Here is a 20,439-nt window from a genome sequence, read left to right as displayed (position 1 = left end):
CCTAGGCTGGCACCACTGCTCGCCTGCCGCCGATGTCACGCAAGGCGCCGATAGCGGTAATGCTGGGGTTTGAATACCTGATTGAAATACCGTCCCAGGGAATCGGCCTCAAGCAGCGCCTGCACCACCTCGGCGGGCACTTGCTCGTAGCGGTACACCGAGCCGTTGTGAAACAGCACCTCCAGAGCTTGCTCATCGGGGTCGTAACCCAGCTCACGGAGGCTGCGAGACTTGACCGCGACGCGCTTCATACCGCCGGATCGGGTTGCTGCTTGAAGCCCTCGGCCTGCATGCGCCACAGCGCGTCGAACGCGCCGCCACGGTTGCGCAGCTCATGCGGCGGGCCGTCTTCGATGATCTTCCCGTCGCGCAGCACGATGATCCGGTCGAAGCTCGACAGCGTCGAAAGGCGATGTGCCACGGCTACCACGGTACGGTGATGCACCAGATTGTTGAGTGCCGCCTGGATCTCCGCTTCGGATTGGGTGTCCAGCGCCGACGTGGCCTCATCGAGGATAAGGATCGGTGCGTCCTTCAAAAACGCCCGAGCGATCCCCAGGCGTTGACGTTGACCACCAGAGAGCATCACCCCGCGCTCGCCGACCAGGGTGTCGTAACCCTGCGGCAGCTCGCGAATGAAACCGTCACAAAACGCACTGCGTGCGGCTTCGACGACCTGCTCGTCAGTGGCGTCTGGGCGCCCGTAGCGGATGTTCTCGCGAATGCTGCGGTTGAACAGTGCGGTCTCCTGCGGCACCACCGCGATTTTTTCCCGCAGGCTGTTCTGACTGACGAAGCGGACGTCCTGGCCATCGATCAGGATGCGTCCGCCCTGTACGTCATCCAGACGCTGCAGCAGCTGGATGAGGGTGGACTTGCCTGCGCCAGACGGCCCCACCACGCCTACTTTCTGCCCTGCCGTGATATGCAGATCCAGATGCTCGAAGGTCGGCGCTCGGCCGGGATAACCGAAGCTGATGTCCTCGAAGGTGATGTCGCCTTCGGCCAGCATCAGCAGCGTTTCGGAATCCTCCAGTCCGTGCGGCTGGACAATGATGCGCAAGGTGTCGTTGATCGCACCCATCTGTTGGGTGGTGTCCACCAGCGCCAGCGCCAGATCACGTGACCCGTGCAAAATGCGGAAGGTCAGGGCGCTGACCAGCACCACATCGCCAGAGGTTACGGAGCCGCCAACCCACAGGTTGATCGCCCAGACCAGCATGCCGCCTGCCATGAGCGACAGGCAGATGTCGTGGATGACGCGCGCCTTTTCCAGGTACATCCAGCTGCGCCGCTGCGCCTTGGCCTCGTAGCCGATCTCACTGGCCAGCCGTTCGGCTTCGCGGTCCCGCGCTGAAAACGCCTTGATTGTCCAGACGTTGGACACCGCGTCGACCAGCTCGCCGCCCACCCTCGCCGACTGTGCCGCGAAGCGTTGATGCTTGGAGCGACCGCGGATGCCGAAGCCGGTGATCAGAACCGCGACGATGGCGACGAACATGATCAACGCAACGGCCATGCGCCAGTCTACGGTGAGCAGCACCACTACCGCGCCGATGAAGTCCACGATGGGCGGTACGATCTTCCAGGCCAGGCCACCGTAGATCGCGCCAGCGGCCTGGCCCAGCGCTGAGATACGGTTGCCCAGCGAGCCGGCAAAGTGCTCGGTGAAGTAGCGCATCGGGTGTCCGGTCAGGTGTTTGAACAGGTCGACACGGATATCCACCATGCTGGCTACCACGGTGCGGCAGCCGAGCCACCCGCCGAGCCGCCAGAACACGTTCTCGATGACGATCAGGCTGATGAACAGCCCCAGCGGGAACCAGACGTCGGCTGCGCCTCGGTTGGAACTCCCTTGGGCCATCGCATCGACCAGTAGCTTCATGCCGTACTGCACCGCCACCGCGCATGTCGCCGCGCTGACGATCAGCAACAGCAGCCCACCGAAATGCCAAGGCCGCGCACAAATGTAGTGCCACAGAAACGCGACCGGCCGATCCGGCAAACTTGGCAGCACCGATGGTTTGCGGGGCGCCTGCGCGTTCATGGCAAGGCTTCGGCGAGCTGCAGGGCGTGGTTGAACTGGCTGAAACGCATCTGCTGCAGTCGCAGCTCGTCGGCCAGGCCTTCGTGTATGCAGCGGTTGCCGTTTTCGTCGGGAAAGCCCAGCAAGCCGACCGGGCAGTGGCGCTCGTCGGTCCAGCCGGGATAGTCCAGTACCGGGTACAGGCAGATACCCTCGACCGGAACCCCGCGCTGCATGGCCAGTCCGGCCTGTTCACTGACATAGCGCAGCCAGTCGCCGCGCACGTCACCCTCGGCGCCAGTTTCGGCGATCAGCAGCGGGCGCTTATAGCGTTGCCAGATTTCCGTGAGGATGCCCTTGAAGGGACGGTAGTCCGGGTTGTCGCGCTCAATGGTGCGGCCGTCGCCGTGGTACCACTGGTTGTTCGAGTAATAGTTCACGCCCAGCATATCGAGGTATTCAGGCGCGCCGCCGAGGCCGGGCCAGAGCTCGCCGCAGAGCATGTCCCAGGCCTCGAACTGCGACTGGCGGAAGCGCTCGGCGTCGCGCTGCGGGCCGGGCCGATCATTCGCTGCGGCGACATGAATGGCCGGGTCGACCTGGACGAAGCGCGCCCGCGGCTCCACGTCACGGATCGCCTGCATTGCAGCGATGGTCGCGCGTACCAGTTGATGCTTGAGTTCGAAGCCGCGGCCGCGGGCCATCGGGTTGAAGTAGGCCTCATCGCCACCTGCCCAGGCCCAGAACGAGATCTCGTTGAGCGGCGCATAGAAGGGCACCGTGTCGGTTTCATCCTTGATCAGCTGGGCTACGGCGGCGGCATAGCGGGCGAAGCGCTCGACGAACTGCGGTCGCCAGATATCGATATCGTCCGGCCAGCCGTAATGGCACAGGTCCCAGATGACCTGGGTTCCCTGGCGCTGCGCGGCTTGCAGCATCGGCAGGAAGCTCGACCAGTCATACTCGCCGGGCGCGTGCTCAATCAGGTGCCAGCGCAGGCCGTCGCGCACGCTGTGCAGACCATGACGATGCAGCACGGCATAGTCATGGGCGGCCCAGCGATCGTGTCCAGTAGCGGCAAGCAGATCGAGACGCCGGCCGTCGCTGCGGCGGTGATTGGAGCATTCGAATCCCCCCATGAAAAAGCTCTTGAACAGCGTGGGCTGATGCATCTTGCGCCTCGTCTCAGGGTGCCTGTTCAGCCAGCGACTGGCTGTGTTCGGTGCTTTCGCCGGGCTCAGGGCCGCGCTCGGCTTCCTCGATGCGCTTGTACAGCGCCAGCGCCTGACCGACCACCTGATCCATGTTGTAGTACTTGTAGGTGCCGAGACGCCCAACGAAGGTGACGCCCGGCGTCTCGTCGGCGAGCTTCTGGTAGCGCTTGTACAGCTCGGCGTTTTCCGGCCGTGGAATCGGGTAATACGGATCGCCCTCGGCAGAGGGATATTCGTAGGTGATGCTGGTTTTCGGGTGGACCTGCCCGGTGAGGTGCTTGTACTCGCTGATGCGCGTGTAGGGCACCTCTTCGCTCGGGTAGTTGACCGTGCCGACGGCCTGGAACTGCTCCTGGTCGAGCTGCTTGTGTTCGAACTTCAGCGAGCGGTACGGCAGCTTGCCGAAGCGGTAGTCGAAATACTCGTCGATCGGCCCGCAGAAGATCAGGTGATCGTGCTGCACCTCGTCGCGGATTTCCCGATAATCGGTGTTGATCATCACCTTGATGTTCGGATGCGCGAGCATCTTCTCGAACATCTTCGTATAACCGTACTTGGGCATCTGCTGGAAGGTATCGGTGAAGTAGCGGTCATCGGTATTGGTGCGCGTCGGGATGCGCGAGGTCACCGACTTGTCCAGCTGCGATGGGTCCAGCCCCCACTGCTTGCGGGTATAGCCGCGGAAGAACTTCTGATACAGCTCACGTCCGATGCCGTTGATCACCACGTCTTCGCTGGTCTGGATGTCATCCACCGGCTCGGCACGACTGGCGAGGAACGCCGCCGCCTCCGCCTCGGTCGTCATGTTCAGGCCGTAAAGCTTGTTCAGTGTGGTCATGTTGATCGGGATCGGCACTTGCTGACCATCCACCTGCGCCAGCACGCGATGCTCGTAGGGTCGCCATTCGGTAAACCGCGAGAGGTAGTCGACGATGCGCTGGGCGTTGGTATGGAAGATATGCGGCCCGTAGCGATGGATCAGCACGCCGGCTTCGTCGTAGTGATCGTAGGCATTGCCGCCGATGTGCGGGCGCCGGTCGACGACAAGCACGCGCTTGTTCAGCCCGGCGGCGAGGCGCTCGGCCAATACGCTGCCGGCGAATCCGGCACCTACGATCAGGTAGTCGAAGCCGCGACGGCCACCGGACGGATGGTCGCTGGCGCCGCCACCTGCGTATTCGGGATTGCTGTCTCGCAGGCTCACATCGCGCATTGCATCTTCTCCTTCATCAACGCCCAGGTATGGTCCCAGGACATATCGCCAAGAATCTCATCGGCAGTCTTCAGCAGACGGTCGCGATCTTCACGGTCAGCCAGCGCCTTCTCGACCGACGCGATGAACGCATCGGGGGTATCGGCGATGTAGACGATGTCGGTATCGCCATAGGTGCGCACCACGTCCTTGATCGGCGTGGACACCACCGGGCAGCCACCAGCCAGGTATTCAGGCGTCTTGGTCGGGCTGATGAAACGCGTCGATTCGTTCATCGCGAAAGGCATGATCGCCACGTCCCAGCCAGACAGATAACGTGGCAGTTCGTCGTATGTCTTGCCGCCCAGGTAGTGGATGTTGTCGCGCTGCGGCAGGTCCGCCGGATCGATCTTGACCACCGGGCCGACCAGCACGAACTGCCAGTCCGGCCGCTTCTGAGCGACTTCAGCCACCAGCTCGATATCGAAGCGTTCATCGATGACGCCGTAGAAGCCCAATCGCGGCTGAGGAATTTCGGCCTGATCGTCCGGGTCGGCCTGGGTCCGCCGTGCTTCGGCGAAATGGGCCACGTCGACACTGCTGGGAAAGGCGAACGCGTTGTCGTGAAGCTCGCGCTTGGCTTCCCAAATGCTGTAGCCGCCGGTGAAGACCAGATCGGCGCGTTTGAGCAATTCGCGCTCGCGCTCGACCAGTTCCGGTGGCGCGCCGCGGAAGGCGGACAGTTCATCCATGCAGTCGTAAACGGTGAGTTTCGGCTTTAGGTGGCCGGCATAGCCCAGCGCCATCGGCGTGTAGTACCAGAGCATCAGGTCGTTGACGCCGAGCTTGTCCAGATAGCCATCGAGCAGGTCGCGCTGTACGCGCAACGCCGTATCGCCCTCACAGCCCTGTGGCAGACGCGGAACCAGCACCTGCACGTCGTTTTCCTCGGGACGCACCTCCAGCCAGGGCTGGGCGTCCTCGGTGGGAATCGGCTCTTCGACGAACAGCACGTTAAAATCCCGTGCGAACCGGGACATCAGGTGCTGGGGGCGCTGATAGACGAAGCTCCAGCGAAGATGCGAAAGACACAGCAGAGTCGGCACCAGCTCATCGAAAACAACTTCGGGCGGCGTTTCCTGCTTGTCGGGGGATTTTCCAATCTCGTATTGATAAGGGCCGGCCCAGCTCATGGCTACCTCGTGCAGATGGCGAAGTCCTCCAGAGTCCCTTCTGCCGCATCGCATAAACCCGCGCAGCCTGCGCGGTAAAGAAAAATCGAGGCGCACTGCAGCCTGCCCAACCGTGGCGATCACAAGCGCAGCTCGCCGGCTATGGACGACACAGGACGAGCCAAGGTTCCCCATACCGTAACCGGGCGGTCGGTCATCGGCTGACCGCCGCCTCGTTGGAACTTGCTCGCACCTTCCCCCGTCCCTATCACAGGACGCCTGATTTACCCCGGCATCGGCGCCGTGTGCTTCAGCAGTCAGCACCGCCCGACTCGCCGACACCAACCCTGGAGATGCTTGCAGCGGCCGCGCTCATACGGTCAGCGGTGTATCTCCGTGCGCGTCGAAGAATTTCCGCTATGCGAGGTAGACACATGATTCTGGTAACGGGAGGAGCTGGTTACATTGGGTCCCATGCAGTGCTGGAGCTGCTCCTGGCGGGCAACGAAGTGCTGGTGCTGGATAACCTCTGCAACAGCTCGAAGATTGCGCTGGACAGAGTCGAAGCCCTCACCGGTCGCAAGGCTCAGTTCGTCAAGGGTGACGTGCGCAACCGCTCGCTGCTCAATGCGCTGTTCGCCTCATACCCGGTGACCGCGGTGCTGCACTTCGCTGGGCTCAAGGCTGTCGGCGAAAGCGTGCGCGAGCCCCTGCGCTATTACGAGACCAACGTCAGCGGCAGCATTGCGCTGTGTCAGGCGATGGCCGAAGCGGGCATCTTCAAGCTGGTGTTCAGCTCGTCGGCCACGGTCTACGGCGATTCGCCTAAAATGCCGATCACCGAAAACTGCCCGACCGGCCTTCCGACCAATCCTTACGGTCAGTCCAAGTTGATGGCGGAAAACGTGCTCAAGGGATTGGCCGAATCCGATCCGCGCTGGTCGATCGCCCTGCTGCGCTATTTCAACCCCATCGGCGCGCATGAGTCCGGGCTGATTGGCGAGGACCCCAACGGCACGCCCAACAACCTCCTGCCCTACATGCTTCAGGTGGCGGTCGGTCGGCGCAAGCAACTCAGCATCTACGGCGCCGACTATCCGACCCCGGACGGTACCGGTGTGCGCGACTACATCCATGTGGTCGACCTGGCCAAGGGGCACCTGAAGGCGCTGGAGCGGCTGAATCTGGTGCACGGTGTTTCCACGTGGAACCTCGGCACCGGCCGAGGCTATTCAGTACGGCAGATGGTGACCGCGTTCGAAGAAGTGATCGGCCGGCGGCTGCCACACGTGTTCAAGGCGCGCCGCCCTGGCGACATCGCTCAATGCTGGTCAGACCCGACCAAGGCCCGGGAGGAGCTTGGCTGGCAGGCGGAGAAGGACCTGCTGACCATGCTCACCGATGCCTGGCGCTGGCAGAGCCGCAATCCGCAGGGTTATGCCGTGGAACAGACCGCAACCGGAAAGGCCGAAGCAAACCCCGAAACCGCGCTGGCGAGCTAGGCGTCGGCGCGGTTGCGATGATCAAGAGCCATGTCAGGACGCGCTGCAGGCCAGTTCACGGCGGATCTTGGCTACGTCTAGCCGGCGGTTCAGCTGAACCACCCCGGTAAGCTGCGGATCACGCACTGCGAGCCTCAGAAGCGCCGTGCGGATTTGCGCTGCCGTCGCACAAGGATTCAACGACGCGTACAACGCAGCAGCACCCGCCACGTGGGGCGCAGCCATCGAGGTGCCGCTCATATAGGCATAGCCGGCCGCACCGGTGGAAGTCGGCACCGTGGACACGATGCTCACTCCTGGCGCCGCGATGTGCACATTGTTCACGCCATAGTTGGAGAAGCTCGCACGGCGGCCTGCCTTGTCGATAGCGCCCACAGAAATCACGTTTGGCAGCGTGTAGCTCGCCGGATAGCTGGGCGTTTTATCGATGTTGAGTCCGCTATTTCCAGCAGCGGCAACGAACAGGATGTTGGCGTTGCCTGCGGCCTTGATCGCATCGTAAAGCGCCTGCGAATAACCACCCCCGCCCCAGGAATTGTTGGTAGCGACCAGATTGATCTTCTTCGCCAGCTTCAGCTTCGTCAGGTAATTGATGGCCTTTACCGCACCCGCCGTCGTGCCGCCGTTGACTCCGAGGAACTTGGCGGTAATGAGCTTGGCGGTAGGGCATACGCCGAACACGCCCGCGCCATTGTTAGCGACTGCGGCGACAGTCCCGGCCACATGGGTGCCATGATCATCTGCCGGTCCGTCGTAGATGCTGGCGTTGTTGGCGGCGAAATCCCAACCCTGAATGTCGTCGATGTAACCGTTTCGGTCATTGTCCTTGCGGTCAGCGCGGCTGCCTTCGCCCGGATTGATCCAAGTATTGGCGCGCAAGTCACCGTGGGCGGTCATGACGCCTTCATCGATGATGCCGATGTGAATCTTGTTCGAGCACAGCGCTCCGGCATTCCAGGCGCCTAGCGCGCCGCTACCGTAAGGCGACGCCGGTGAAGTGGTCGCGCCCTGCATGCCCCAGAGCAGGCTCAGTCCCGGGTCTTTGGGGTTGGCGAGCTGGCGATGATAGATCCAGTTGGGCTCGACGAAGGCCACCGCAGGATCGGCAGCAAGCCGCGCGATGAGCGCGGCATTCACCTTCTTGCCTTTGCCCAGTTTGGCCTGCACCAGATCGCCTTTGGCGTCCTTGCGGGCCGCCTTGTCGAGCAGCTTCTGCGCCGCCTTGGCGCCCTGCTTGCTCAGCGCGGCACCCTTTGCCGCCTCCGACGCGCCGGGCTTGAATTGCACCAGGAGCTCGCCCTCGACGAAGGGTCTGCCCGCCTTGAGTGAGGCTTCTACCGCCGGGCTCGGCTTGGCCGCTACCTGCTCTGCGCCAGCTGCCAATACAACGAATAGAAAAAGACCGACACGCCGCTTCTTGACCATCACTGTTCTCCTCGAACAACTGCAGATAGCCTGCGCCGAATCGCCAGGCAGGTCCCAGAGAGGGACGATAACGACTGTATCGGCAGCGACAGCGGCGGTTTAGTGGCAACAGACAAACGGCTCGCCGCTTGTCGGTTACCGTTAATGTCCGCCGACTTCCCAATCCCGTAGGGTGGTGGGCTTCAGCCCACCGAAACGCCTGGAGGGCTCAAGCGGGGCGCTGCTCGGCCCGGCCTAGCTCGCCGCTACCTTTGTGCGGTTCCGTTGCCGCTCAGCTCGTTGCGTAGCCACTCGGCCAGCCGCTCCGCACGGCGATCCAGCCGGCGGGACGGCACCCAGAGGGCCAGCCTGGCGCGGGTCTCGACAAATCCCCAAGGCGCCAGCAAGCGCCCCTGGCGCAGATCGTCAGCCACCAGCTGTTGTGGCGCGATGGCCACGCCGAGCCCCGCCAGCGCCGCTTCCAGCAGAAAGTAGAGATGCTCGAAACCCTGGCCCATCTGCAATCGGGCTGGATCGAGGCTGTTGCCGATCGCCCAGGCCGGCCAGGCCTGAGGACGCGATACGGTGTGCAGCAGCGGCTCGCCGAGTAGCTCGTCCGGCTGTGCCTGACTCAGGGCGGCACAGCGTGGATGGAGCGGACTCAATACCGGCCCGATGCGTTCGACGGCCAGCTCGTGCACCTGCATGTCCGCCGGCCAAGGCGGCTCGGCATACCAGAGCGTGGCGTCAAGGCCGGCGCGCCGCGGGTCCAGCTCACCCTCGCTCGCCGAGAGCTGCAGGTGCAGATCCGGCAGTTCACGGTTGAGGCGATCCAGCCGCGGAATGAACCAGCGCGCCAGCAAGCTACCCGGGCAACCCAACACGAAAGGCGCATCGGCGGTCTGCTGGCGCAGCTCAACACAAGCCCCCCGCAGCCGTTCGAAGGCATCGCCCGTCGCATCACGCAGCCGCAGCCCGGAATCGGTGAGTTTTACGCCGCGACCTTCCTTGCTGAACAGGGCGACGCCTAGGTATTCCTCCAGCAGGCGAATCTGCCGACTGACCGCTCCGTGGGTCACGCTGAGTTCCGCCGCCGCCTGGCTTACGCTTTGCAACCGGGCCGCAGCCTCGAAGGCGCGCAGGGCATTGAGAGGGGGAAGGTCTTGGCTCATTGGTGAGTTTTCCTGACAGATTGCAGCGATCTTATCGCTTTTTATCGGACCGCAAGTCGGTTAATTTTCACCCTATCGCGCATCCGCCGCTACGCGGAGCACCGCTTCCCTGCAGGAGATGACCATGACCTCATTGCGCAACGGCCCTGACGCCAAGGGCCTGTTCGGCCACTTCGGCGGTCAGTACGTCGCCGAAACCCTGATGCCGCTCATTCACGAGCTGGCCGCCGAATACGAAAAAGCCAAGACCGATCCCGAGTTCGCCAAAGAACTGGCCTACTTCCAGCGCGACTACGTCGGCCGCCCTTCCCCGCTGTACTTCGCCGAACGCCTGACCGAGCACTGCGGCGGCGCGAAGATCTATCTCAAGCGTGAAGAGCTGAATCACACCGGCGCGCACAAGATCAACAACTGCATCGGCCAGATCCTGCTGGCCAAGCGCATGGGCAAGCAGCGCATCATCGCCGAGACCGGCGCCGGCATGCACGGCGTAGCCACCGCCACCGTCGCCGCGCGCTTCGGCATGCAGTGCGTGATCTACATGGGCACCACCGACATCGATCGCCAGCAGGCCAACGTCTTCCGCATGAAGCTGCTCGGCGCCGAGGTGATCCCGGTCACTGCCGGTACCGGCACCTTGAAAGACGCAATGAACGAAGCCCTGCGCGACTGGGTGACCAACGTCGACACCACCTTCTACCTGATCGGCACCGTCGCCGGCCCGCACCCTTACCCGGCCATGGTCCGCGACTTCCAGGCCGTGATCGGCAAGGAGACCCGCGACCAGCTGCACGCCCAGGAGGGCCGCCTGCCCGACTCGCTGGTTGCCTGCATCGGCGGCGGCTCCAACGCCATGGGCCTGTTCCACCCCTTCCTCGATGACCAGAGTGTGGCGATCATCGGCGTCGAAGCGGCCGGCCACGGCATCGAGACCGGCCAGCATGCCGCGAGCCTCAATGGCGGCGTCCCCGGCGTACTGCACGGCAACCGCACCTTCCTCTTGCAGAACGAAGACGGTCAGATCATCGACGCCCACTCGATCTCAGCCGGCCTCGACTACCCCGGCATCGGCCCCGAGCACGCCTGGCTGCACGATATCGGCCGCGTCGAGTACACCTCCATCACCGACAAGGAAGCGCTCGCCGCCTTCCACAAGTGCTGCCGTCTGGAAGGCATCATTCCGGCCCTGGAAAGCGCCCACGCGCTGGCCGAAGTCTTCAAGCGCGCGCCGACCCTGCCGAAGGATCACCTGATGGTGGTCAACCTCTCCGGCCGCGGCGACAAGGACATGCAGACCGTCATGCACCACTACGACGAACAGGAAGAACATATATGAGCCGCCTGCAGACGCGCTTCGCCCAGCTGAAACAGGAAAACCGCGCCGCGCTGGTGACCTTCGTGACCGCCGGCGACCCGGACTACGCCACCTCGCTGGCCATCCTCAAGGGCCTGCCTGCCGCGGGCGCCGATGTGATCGAACTGGGCATGCCCTTCACCGACCCGATGGCCGACGGCCCGGCGATTCAACTGGCCAACATCCGCGCGCTGGCGGCCAAGCAGGACCTGGCCAAGACGCTGCAGATGGTCCGCGAATTCCGCCAGGGCAATCAGGACACGCCGCTGGTGCTGATGGGCTACTTCAACCCGATCCACAAAATGGGCGTCGAGCGCTTCATCGCCGAGGCCGTGGAAGCGGGCGTCGACGGCCTGATCGTGGTCGACCTGCCGCCTGAGCATAACGAAGACCTCTGCGACCCGGCCCAGGCCGCGGGTATCGACTTCATCCGCTTGACCACCCCGACCACCGACGACAAACGTCTGCCCACCGTGCTCAACGGCAGCTCGGGCTTCGTCTACTACGTCTCGGTAGCCGGTGTGACCGGGGCCGGTTCCGCCACCCTGGAACACGTCGAAGAAGCTGTCGCGCGCCTCAAACGCCACACCGGTTTGCCACTGTGCATCGGCTTCGGCATTCGCACCCCGGACCAGGCCGCCGCCATTGCGCGCCTGGCCGATGGGGTGGTGGTCGGCTCCGCACTGATCGATCAGATCGCTAATGCCAAGACCTCTGACGAAGCCGTCCAAGGCGTACTGGGTTTGTGCCGTGAGCTGAGTGAAGGCGTGCGAGGCGCCCGCGGCTGAGCTACTTCACAGTACCGAAACCTGAAGCCGCTGCCCCTTGACCAGGGCAGCGGTTTCTTCGTATCAGCAGCAAGCCATCCTCCCTTGTAAGAGCCAGCTTGCTGGCAATCAGCAGGCCCCTTGCCGTCCCGGATCGCCAGCAAGCTGGCTCCTACGAAAGCCGGTCGGCTACCCAACGTGGATGAGATCACCAAGCCGCTTGATTCGATCTGCCGCTGTGCATCGGCGTCAGCATCCGCACCCCGGACCAGGCTGCCGCCATTGCCCGTCTGTCCGATGACGTGGTGGTAGGCTCGGCCCTGATGGATTGGATCGTGAAAGCCAACTCGTCCGGGCAAGCCGTGAATGATGTACCGACCGTCTGCAGCGAGCTGAGCTTCGGCGTTCGCGGCGCTCGCAGCGGGTCGTTTCGCTCTCGATCCTCCCATCCCGCTGGCCGGTGACCGAGCAGCGGTTTGCGGCATTACTGCGACGGGGCTGGTGCATACTGGGTGTGCGTTACATGAACCTCTGATTTCGCGTCAGCCACATTCAGATCAGTCGCAGGCAAGCAAAACCCCGGTTGTCCCGGTGAGCTTAGCGGCGTCCAATCTTGCGGAGCAGCCCGATGCGTCTTGCCACTTTTATCCTCGATAACCTCGAGCCCATCCTCCAGTCGTGGGAAGACTTCGCCCGAACCATCCCAGGTGCCTCCCGCACCATGGACACCAAAGCCCTGCGGGACCATGCCGAGCAGATGCTGCGGACCATTGCCGAAGATTTAAGCATCCATCAGTCCGAAGCCCAGCGGTTCGACAAATCCGTCGGCAAGGCCGGCAGAGGCGGCGGTGAAACGGCGGCGGAAACTCACGCGGTCTTGCGTCATGAGGCCGGTTTCAGCATCGACGAGATGGTGTCGGAGTATCGCGCCCTGCGCTCCAGCGTGCTGAGGAAGTGGTTGCAGGCAATCACGTCCGGCACGGACTTCGAAGTCGAGGACATGACCCGCTTCAACGAGGCCATCGACCAGGCGCTCGCCGAGTCCGTGGCCACCTACTCACAAACGGTCCACGCCACGCGAAACATTTTTCTGGGTGTTCTTGGACACGATTTACGCACACCCTTGGGCGCGATTCAGCTCGGTGCGGAAGTGCTGCTCCTGGATGGCAGCCTCGGGGCCAAGCCGACCATGCTGGCGTCACGTATCTATACCAGCGTCAAACGTGCAAACAAGATCGTCAACGACCTGCTCGATTTCACTCGCTCGCAGAGCGGCACCGGCATTCCGGTGCAGCGGGTGGAAACCAACTTGGCGGCGGTGTGCGAAGGCATGGTGGAGGAAGTGCTCGCCTATCATCCGGACCGCAAAATCATCTGCAAGACCAGCGGAAACCTGACCGGCCTGTTCGATGCCGCGCGGATGGAACAGGTATTTTCCAACCTGATTGGCAACGCCGTGCAGCACGGCAGTCCCACTTCGCAGATCAGAGTGACCTTGCATGCCGAGCAGGCGCATGCGGTGTTCGCGGTGCACAACCAGGGGGAGCCGATCGCCGAGGAGGCTATCGCTGACATCTTCAACCCTATGAGCCGCCACTCCCACTACGCGGCTGGCGAGCACGGACCGAACTCGGGGCTAGGCCTAGGGCTTTATATCGCCAGCGAGATCGTGACGGCCCATCAGGGCACCATTCATGTTGAATCGAGCGCCGATCAAGGCACTACGTTTATCGTCAGACTGCCACTGACCGAACACGATCTGACGCCGCTCGGCTAGCCCTGGCTCGACGCTATCTCCCCTGGCAAGATCGCCGTAGGAGCTGCTGGCGATCTGCAACCTCCTGCCGTCCCGGATCGCCAGCAAGCTGGCTCCTACGAAAGCCTGCGCCTACGCAACGTCGATGCCCACTATCAACCCGCTTGATTTCGACCCTGCGGTTCAAACGCGTAGGATGCTGTGCACATACCTGGTTCAACTCACTCGTGGAGATTGCCCGTGCCTGACACCACCTACGTACCGCCAAAAGTCTGGACCCACGACGCACCTTCCGGCGGCAAGTTCGCCAACATCAACGCGCCCACCGCCGGCGCGCGGGAGGACAAAGCGCTGCCAGTCGGCAAGCACCCGCTTCAGCTGTATTCGCTGGCCACGCCCAACGGCGTCAAGGTCTCAATCATGCTCGAAGAGCTGCTCGCCCTCGGTCACAGCGGCGCCGAGTACGACGCCTGGCTGATCAAGATCGGTGACGGCGACCAGTTCGGCAGCGGCTTCGTCGAAATCAACCCGAACTCCAAGATACCGGCATTGGCCGACCACGGGGTCGAGGGCCAGCCGCTACGGGTGTTCGAGTCCGGCTCGATCCTGGTCTACCTTGCCGAGAAATTCGGCGCCTTCCTGCCCACGGAGACCCGCGCACGTACCGAGACCCTGAACTGGCTGTACTGGCAGATGGGTTCGGCGCCCTTCCTTGGCGGCGGCTTCGGGCATTTCTATGCCTATGCGCCGGAGAAATACGAGTACCCGATCAATCGTTACGCGATGGAGGTCAAGCGACAGCTAGACGTGCTGGATCGCCAGCTGGCCGAAAACCGCTTTGTCGCGGGCGATGATTACAGCATTGCCGATATGGCCATCTGGCCCTGGTACGGCGTACTGGTCCGGGGCGAACTGTACGAGGCCGGCGAATTTCTCTCAGTACAGGATTACAAACACGTGCAGCGCTGGGCGGCCGAAGTGGCTGAGCGTCCCGCCGTGGTCCGTGGGCGCAAGGTCAACCGCACCTGGGGCGAGGAATCGGAACAGGCTCCCGAACGTCACGACGCCTCGGACCTCGACTGAGCCGCCGAACGGATCAGGTTCATCCGGCCCTCCGGTAGGGTGGGCTTCAGCCCACCTCACAACCCGAACGGTGGGCTGACGCGGTACGCCGCGCGGCCACCCTACCGAAGCCACCACCGCCCTTCGCCCGTTTAGCCTCCGAAGGCGCCAATGGTCAGCGCTCAGAACAATCCTCGCTGAAGCCAGCCCGCAGCGGCCAAGCCACTCAAGCTGCCAAAGCGCGAAGCGAAACTGATCTGACTTTCCGACCGCTGATCCCTCCCTCGCTGAACTATGGCCGTACAGCCAGACCCAATATCCATGAGCGTTGCTCTTGACCGCCGATGAGGCAGCCATCGTTCACGGTTGCTCGCACCCAGACGTGTCGTCAGGCCCGTAGGCGCAGCGCTCGTCTACCCAGTTGTTCAACACAACGCGAGGTGAACCATGAAACACACATTGGTAGCAGCGTTCGCAACGCTGACCGATGCCAATCGTACCCAGGGCGACCTGATGGCGCGGGGCATTGCCAAAGAGCAGATTCATTCCGTAGGCGCCGAGAGCGCCGAAATCCATGCCTATGACGCGCCCTACTCCACCGCGGGCAGCACGGTGGACCCTGAGCATCACGAGTCCAAGGTTGCGCATTTCTTCAAATCGCTGTTCGGCCATGAGCCGCACGAAGAACATCGCCGTCACGCCACCGCATACCCCGAGGCCGTGCGCCGCGGCTCGCTGGTGATCGCGGTTGATGTGTATGACGAAGATCAACTGATCCGTGCGCGCGACGCACTGGAGTACAACGGTGCCCTCAGCATCGACGGCATCGGTGCCGGCGCGACGCCTGGCTATGCCGGTCCCACTAGCCCCTATGCCGGTGCGACTGGCGGCGACAGCCATCTGGACAAGCATTTCGCAGGCACCACCCACACCGCCGACGATACGCAACATGCCGGCGGTACGGCAGGCATAGGCCACACCACCGCGACCGACTCTGCCGACACTGGCCGCTACGACGTGGGTAGTGCGGCCAAGCGAGCCGGTACGGACTATCCGGAAACGACTGCGACCGCGAACCCCACCGGAGGCGGCCTGGCCGGCGAGACCGTCGGCACCCGCGACGCGACGCAAGGTATGGACGCCACCCAGGCGGGAACCTGTACTGACCGTGTATGCGTGATCAAACGGCCAAGCTGACCTTGAGTCCCCACGGGCCGCGCGATGCGGCCCGTCTTGGGGCCCGCTTTCAGCGCGACGCTGAGTCCTATTAGCTCGCCGGCGGTCACGCTTGATCCAACGCCATGTAAGAAACGGCAACGCTTTCCGCCGTCCTCAGCACAGCCCTTGGCGGACCCCCTCCGACTGTCACCGCTCGTTCAGCGCGCGCCGTAACCCGGCACTTCCGACCGCCAGTGCCAGGCAATCCTCTGTGAGCCCCAGCGCGGCATTGGTCAGCCAGTTGCTCTGGTAAGACTTACGCATGCTGAGCCCGATCTCGGACGCGACCAGCGCTGCCGTCGCTCCGATCAAGGCTGGGAGCCAGATCGGCTCGCGCCTCGCCCCAGCCAAAGCGGCCGCCGTTACGCCGCCGGATAACGCACGAAACAACATCGACGGCAGAATCGTCCGATCCGGCGCGAAGCGCATCTTGTCGCCCAGCAGCTCGGCGGCGGCCATCGGCATCAGAAACTGTTGCGCACGGTGCGAGGCCAAGGTGCGTGCAGGCTCATCGGCTCCATCGATATCGTCACGCGCAGCCAGCGCCCGGCTGACCATCATCGGCGCCAGCATGCTGCGCATGCCTGTCACCGCGCCAAGCGCCAGTGCGCCCCATAACAGATTGCTGGATGTCATTGCCGTTTCTCCCGGTGGTTGTTAACTGCGACCGGACGCTCGCTGCCAGCGTTCGGTGCGGCACGCGGCTTACGACGGACGACATGACCACCCGGCGACGGCAGCGGCTGGCATCAGCGAAACCGCACGTCGCCTCTCGCCAAAACGCCAACAAGCGGTCATCAACCTGCCATGGGCGCTACCTAGTTTCGGTCCGACCCCACCGCACCGAGGAAATAACAATGCATACGCGCCTACTGGATTGGCTGTTCGCGGCAAGCCTGGTCGGACTTGCCGGCCCAGCGCTGGCCCAACAAGGGCTACCCGAGCACGGTTCCATCGAGCAGGATTACCGTGACCAGCCGCTGGAAGGCCTCACCGCCAGGCAGCGGGCCAGCGAACGCCGCAGCTGGCGCGCCCCGGACTGGCGGCCCGAGCCGGTGGTGTCGGTCAGCCTCCTCAGCATCAACGATTTCCACGGCCAGCTCTCCCCACGCAGCGTAGCCGGGCGCCCTGCAGGCGGCGCGGCGGTGCTCGCCTCCTACCTGAAATCCGCCAGCGGCGAATACACCCTCATCGTGCACGACGGTGATCAGGTCGGCGCCTCACCGCCCAACTCCGCCCTGCTGCGCGATGAGCCTTCGATCAGCCTGCTCAACCTGCTGGCCAACCCGTATTGCCGCCCCTTCAGCCGCCAGATGGAAATGTCCCGCAGTGCGCAGCCCCTCGCGCAGCAGCGCTGCAACGTGATCGGCACCCTCGGCAACCATGAGTTCGATTACGGCAAGACGGAACTGCTGCGCCAGCTCACCGGCGGCAACCACGCCAACGGACCGTTTCTCGAAGACGAATGGAAAGGCGCGCGCTACCCCACAGTTTCGAGCAACGTCATCGATCAGGCGACCGGTGAGTCCCTTCTGCCGCCCTACTCCATCTACTACGCCGGCGGCGTGCGCATCGGCGTGATCGGCGCGGTTTTGAAGGAAACTCCTTCAATCGTGTCACCGAGCGGCGTCGCCGGCCTTCGCTTCGTCGACGAGGCGGATGCGATCAACCGATCGGTGGCCGAGCTGCGCCGTCAGGGTGTGCGCGCCATCGTCGTCGCCTTGCACCAGGGCGGTCAGCAGACCAGCTATAACGGCCCGACCAACCCGGAAGCGGACACCGTCGAGGGACCGGTGGTCGATATCATCGAGCGCCTGGATGACGAAGTTGACGTGGTCATTTCCGGCCACGCCCACGGCTTCACCAACGCGCTGGTACCCAACGCCAACGGCAAGCCGATCCTCGTGACCCAATCCTTCTCGGCGGGTACCGCCTACGCGGATATCGAACTGGTGGTCAGCCGCCGCAGCCGCGATGTCGTCGAGAAGTCCGCCGCTGTCCTCACCACCTGGGCCGACCAAGGCGCCGGCCTTTCGCCGGACCCGGAAGTCGCCGCGCTGGTGGCGCAGGCCGATGCGCGGGTCGAGCCACTGGTGGCTCGCGTGGTGGGCGTTGTGCAAGGTGACCTCACCCGCACCGAAACGCCGGCCGGTGAATCGGCTCTGGGCAACCTCATCGCCGACGCCCAACGGGTAGCCACCGACGCCCAGATCAGCTTCATGAACCCGGGCGGCATCCGCGCCGACTTGGAGAGTGGCGAAGTGACCTGGGGCGAGCTATTCGCGATCCAGCCTTTTGCTAACGATCTGGTCTCCATGGACCTGACCGGTGCGCAGATCAAGACCATGCTGGAACAACAGTGGGTTGGCCAAAGCTACGCGCGGATTCTCAAGCCCTCCGGTATCCAGTACAGCTGGTCCGCCAGCCGCCCCGAAGGCAACCACGTGATCGAGATGCGCGATGCGACCGGCGCGCTCATCAACCCGGCGGCAATCTATCGGGTTACGGTCAACTCCTTCCTGGCGGGCGGCGGCGATAACTTCACCGTACTCACCGAAGGTACCAACCGCGTCGTCGGCCCGGTGGATCTGGATGCGCTGGTGGGTTACATCGAATCGCTACCGCAGCCGTTTAGCGCCAGTGTCGAGGGGCGGATTCAGCGAGTGGATTAAATTGGGTGAGCCTCGCCAGGCTGCAATTTCGTAGGGTGGGCCTGCCCACGCATACAGTGGTGGGCTAAAGCCCACCCAACTGAAGATGCACATCACCAGTGGTAGAGCCCATAGGCAATCACACCCAGGCCAAACCCCATCTGCGCTAACAGCAGCGCGCGGATCGCGAACGTATAGCTGATGACCGGGTTCTGCCCCAGCGCATCGTTGGCGAACAGCCGGTAGCTGGCGGGAAAATCAGCCTCTATCTCCTTGAGCGCCGTGATGGTCAGTTGCAGCAGTTGGCGGCTGCGCGCATCGACCAGCCAGAACACCATCGCCAGCAGCACCGTGAAGGCACCCAGTAACACCAGCAGGCCTGGCGAGAAGCCCCGCTCCAACGCGGCCAACACACCGCCATCGGCAAAGATCGCCAGCACCACGAAGAAGTTGAACCCCCGCAGGCGCTGCTCGGCATTGAGCTTGAAATGCGCCCAAACAAACCCTCGACTGTCCATGCGCTTCCTCTTTTTATCGAATGGCCGGGCCTTGCTGGCCCACCGAATCCGGCGATGCGGCGCGGGAGCCCTTTTGCAAGCCATCCAAGGCTGCTGGAAAGACCTTAACGCCACCCACATGAGAACGTGATCGGTGCGATAAGTCCCATTCGGAAGCCCCTCAGATAGCGGAGCGAAGCCAGCCAACCCGCGCATGGAATAAGTGAACCTGGACGCACCCTTGCTCGGTTGTAGGGTGGGCTTCAGCCCACCATGACAGGGCTACCTACATCTGGCGGGCTAAACGGAGCGTCGTCGGGCCCACACCTATGTTCTTCAGCTCATCGCCCAAGCAAGACGCGAACATAGGCAACGGCCTGCTGCTCCCGGCTGGCCCAATCCCCGGCAATCTCCACGAACGGCTGCTGATGACGCTCAAGCCAGGTTCGGCAAGCCTCATGAAAGTACCAGCGCCCGCCGACATCCGGTTGGCAACGCTGACCATCTGCATGCCACTCGGCGCCTTCCGGTGACAGCAGCAAATGCTGGTCATACCGCCGCGCGAGCAGCTCATCCTCCAGCCACGCCGGGCAGCTGCCGAACAGCGTCTGGCTCCAGACCATATTGCTCAGCAAATGGGTATCGAGGATCAACAGCTCCGGCGTCAGCCCGCGTGCGGCGTCTTCCCACATAAGCTGCCCGCGCGCGATAGACGGAATGTCGCCCAGGCAGGTGTCGCGCTGTTCCTGCTCGATGAAATGACGAACATACTCGCCCACCACCACCCCGCCGAAACGCTGCTGCAACCGCGCCGTGAGCCAGCTCTTGCCCGTCGACTCAGCCCCTGTGAGCACCAGCACCCTCATTGCGCCGCGAGCCTCACCTGCCGCCATTCACGCAGCCCCATCACCGCCAGCACGGAGAACAACCCGTACAGCCCGGCGGTGAGCCAATAGCTCTGGACCAGAAAGAACCCCACATAGAGCACGTCCACCACGATCCACAACAGCCAGCACTGCCAGCGCTTGAGCGCCATCCACAACTGCGCCAGCAAGCTGAACGCTGTGAGCGCCGCGTCCGGCCAGGGATACGCCGCTTCGGTAGCTGTCGCCATCAGCAAACCCAGCCCAACGCTGCCCAGCGCCGCCACAGCCAGACCCGCGTTTACCTCCATCGCCGTTGCGCCCACCACCGGCCGCCCGCCATCCCCACCGCCGCCCCGCGTCCACTGCCACCAGCCATACAGCTGCATGGCGGCAAACACACCGTTGAGCAACACCTGCGAATACAACCGCGCCTCAAAAAAGAACCAGGCATAGAGCGACACCATCACCAAGCCGATGGGCCAGCACAGCGGGTTCTGTCGCACGGTAAGCCAAACGGCGAGCACACCGAGGGCTGAGGCGATGAGTTCAAGAATGGTCATGGGGATGGGTCAGAGGGAGAAACGGG

Annotated in this window: 19 protein-coding genes; 8 read left to right on the top strand and 11 right to left on the bottom strand. The window is 63.4% G+C overall.

Going from position 1 to position 20,439, the window contains the following annotated elements; genetic code table 11:
- Window positions 1–35: 35 nt before the first annotated feature.
- From H3028_RS18355 to H3028_RS18335, 5 genes are read right to left on the bottom strand one after another with little or no spacing between them, the layout of a single operon-like run.
- Entirely contained in the window at window positions 36–251 is a 216-nt protein-coding gene (locus H3028_RS18355) for a KTSC domain-containing protein (RefSeq protein ID WP_181298666.1), read from the bottom strand.
- Window positions 248–2,047: an ABC transporter ATP-binding protein gene (locus H3028_RS18350; RefSeq protein WP_181298665.1), complete on the bottom strand. Its 1,800-nt coding sequence runs from the start codon at window positions 2,045–2,047 to the stop codon at window positions 248–250. The genes H3028_RS18355 and H3028_RS18350 overlap by 4 nt, the downstream gene beginning before the upstream one ends.
- Window positions 2,044–3,198, bottom strand: a complete 1,155-nt coding sequence (locus tag H3028_RS18345) for a beta-glucosidase (RefSeq protein WP_181298664.1) — start codon at window positions 3,196–3,198, stop codon at window positions 2,044–2,046. The genes H3028_RS18350 and H3028_RS18345 overlap by 4 nt, the downstream gene beginning before the upstream one ends.
- Before the next feature lie 13 nt (window positions 3,199–3,211).
- Window positions 3,212–4,453: a UDP-galactopyranose mutase gene (gene glf, locus H3028_RS18340; protein ID WP_181298663.1), complete on the bottom strand. Its 1,242-nt coding sequence runs from the start codon at window positions 4,451–4,453 to the stop codon at window positions 3,212–3,214.
- Window positions 4,441–5,625 (bottom strand): glycosyltransferase family 1 protein, encoded by a 1,185-nt coding sequence (locus tag H3028_RS18335; RefSeq protein WP_181298662.1) that lies wholly within the window; start codon window positions 5,623–5,625, stop codon window positions 4,441–4,443. The genes glf and H3028_RS18335 overlap by 13 nt, the downstream gene beginning before the upstream one ends.
- A gap of 413 nt (window positions 5,626–6,038) precedes the next feature.
- Here H3028_RS18335 and galE point away from each other — a divergent pair, with 413 nt between their 5' ends.
- Window positions 6,039–7,106 (top strand): UDP-glucose 4-epimerase GalE, encoded by a 1,068-nt coding sequence (galE, locus tag H3028_RS18330; protein ID WP_181298661.1) that lies wholly within the window; start codon window positions 6,039–6,041, stop codon window positions 7,104–7,106.
- 33 nt (window positions 7,107–7,139) lie between these two features.
- Here galE and H3028_RS18325 read toward each other — a convergent pair whose 3' ends face one another.
- Both H3028_RS18325 and H3028_RS18320 read right to left on the bottom strand, forming a co-directional pair.
- Window positions 7,140–8,531: a S8 family peptidase gene (locus H3028_RS18325; protein ID WP_181298660.1), complete on the bottom strand. Its 1,392-nt coding sequence runs from the start codon at window positions 8,529–8,531 to the stop codon at window positions 7,140–7,142.
- Between the two features lie 245 nt (window positions 8,532–8,776).
- On the bottom strand, window positions 8,777–9,682 hold the full coding sequence (locus H3028_RS18320; RefSeq protein ID WP_181298659.1) for a LysR family transcriptional regulator: 906 nt from the start codon (window positions 9,680–9,682) through the stop codon (window positions 8,777–8,779).
- Window positions 9,683–9,806: 124 nt separating this feature from the next.
- On the opposite strand from H3028_RS18320, the gene trpB reads away from it, so the two are divergent.
- The 6 genes from trpB (at window position 9,807) to H3028_RS18290 (ending at window position 15,818) form a co-directional block, all read left to right on the top strand.
- Window positions 9,807–11,018 carry a tryptophan synthase subunit beta gene (trpB, locus tag H3028_RS18315; RefSeq protein WP_181298658.1) on the top strand — a complete coding sequence of 404 codons (1,212 nt, stop codon included), beginning with the start codon at window positions 9,807–9,809 and terminating at the stop codon, window positions 11,016–11,018.
- Window positions 11,015–11,824 (top strand): tryptophan synthase subunit alpha, encoded by an 810-nt coding sequence (trpA, locus tag H3028_RS18310; protein ID WP_181298657.1) that lies wholly within the window; start codon window positions 11,015–11,017, stop codon window positions 11,822–11,824. Before trpB ends, trpA begins: the two co-directional genes overlap by 4 nt.
- A gap of 209 nt (window positions 11,825–12,033) precedes the next feature.
- A complete protein-coding gene (locus tag H3028_RS18305) occupies window positions 12,034–12,267 on the top strand; it encodes a tryptophan synthase subunit alpha (protein ID WP_181298717.1) in 234 nt (77 codons plus the stop codon).
- Between the two features lie 164 nt (window positions 12,268–12,431).
- Entirely contained in the window at window positions 12,432–13,580 is a 1,149-nt protein-coding gene (locus tag H3028_RS18300) for a sensor histidine kinase (protein WP_181298656.1), read from the top strand.
- A 219-nt stretch (window positions 13,581–13,799) separates the two neighbouring features.
- Entirely contained in the window at window positions 13,800–14,642 is an 843-nt protein-coding gene (gene yghU, locus H3028_RS18295) for a glutathione-dependent disulfide-bond oxidoreductase (RefSeq protein WP_181298655.1), read from the top strand.
- A 426-nt stretch (window positions 14,643–15,068) separates the two neighbouring features.
- Window positions 15,069–15,818, top strand: coding sequence for a hypothetical protein (locus H3028_RS18290; RefSeq protein ID WP_181298654.1), 750 nt, complete (start codon window positions 15,069–15,071; stop codon window positions 15,816–15,818).
- Window positions 15,819–15,986: 168 nt separating this feature from the next.
- Here H3028_RS18290 and H3028_RS18285 read toward each other — a convergent pair whose 3' ends face one another.
- Window positions 15,987–16,475 carry a DUF4126 family protein gene (locus H3028_RS18285; protein WP_181298653.1) on the bottom strand — a complete coding sequence of 163 codons (489 nt, stop codon included), beginning with the start codon at window positions 16,473–16,475 and terminating at the stop codon, window positions 15,987–15,989.
- Between the two features lie 221 nt (window positions 16,476–16,696).
- Between H3028_RS18285 and H3028_RS18280 the strand changes: the two genes are divergently transcribed.
- Window positions 16,697–18,511: a bifunctional UDP-sugar hydrolase/5'-nucleotidase gene (locus H3028_RS18280; RefSeq protein WP_181298652.1), complete on the top strand. Its 1,815-nt coding sequence runs from the start codon at window positions 16,697–16,699 to the stop codon at window positions 18,509–18,511.
- Window positions 18,512–18,603: 92 nt separating this feature from the next.
- Here H3028_RS18280 and H3028_RS18275 read toward each other — a convergent pair whose 3' ends face one another.
- The 3 genes from H3028_RS18275 to pnuC form a co-directional block, all read right to left on the bottom strand.
- The gene (locus H3028_RS18275) at window positions 18,604–19,008 is read right to left on the bottom strand and encodes a hypothetical protein (RefSeq protein ID WP_181298651.1); all 405 of its coding nucleotides are present in this window, start codon (window positions 19,006–19,008) and stop codon (window positions 18,604–18,606) included.
- A gap of 320 nt (window positions 19,009–19,328) precedes the next feature.
- Entirely contained in the window at window positions 19,329–19,853 is a 525-nt protein-coding gene (locus H3028_RS18270; RefSeq protein WP_181298716.1) for an AAA family ATPase, read from the bottom strand.
- A complete protein-coding gene (gene pnuC, locus H3028_RS18265; RefSeq protein ID WP_181298650.1) occupies window positions 19,850–20,413 on the bottom strand; it encodes a nicotinamide riboside transporter PnuC in 564 nt (187 codons plus the stop codon). Before pnuC ends, H3028_RS18270 begins: the two co-directional genes overlap by 4 nt.
- Window positions 20,414–20,439 lie beyond the last annotated feature (26 nt).

Origin of the sequence: Pseudomonas sp. Q2-TVG4-2 (assembly GCF_013620795.1) — a bacterium.
GTDB lineage: Bacteria > Pseudomonadota > Gammaproteobacteria > Pseudomonadales > Pseudomonadaceae > Stutzerimonas.
The sequence above is the reverse complement of the archived record's forward strand: the minus strand, read 5'-3'. Positions and strand labels throughout refer to the sequence as shown.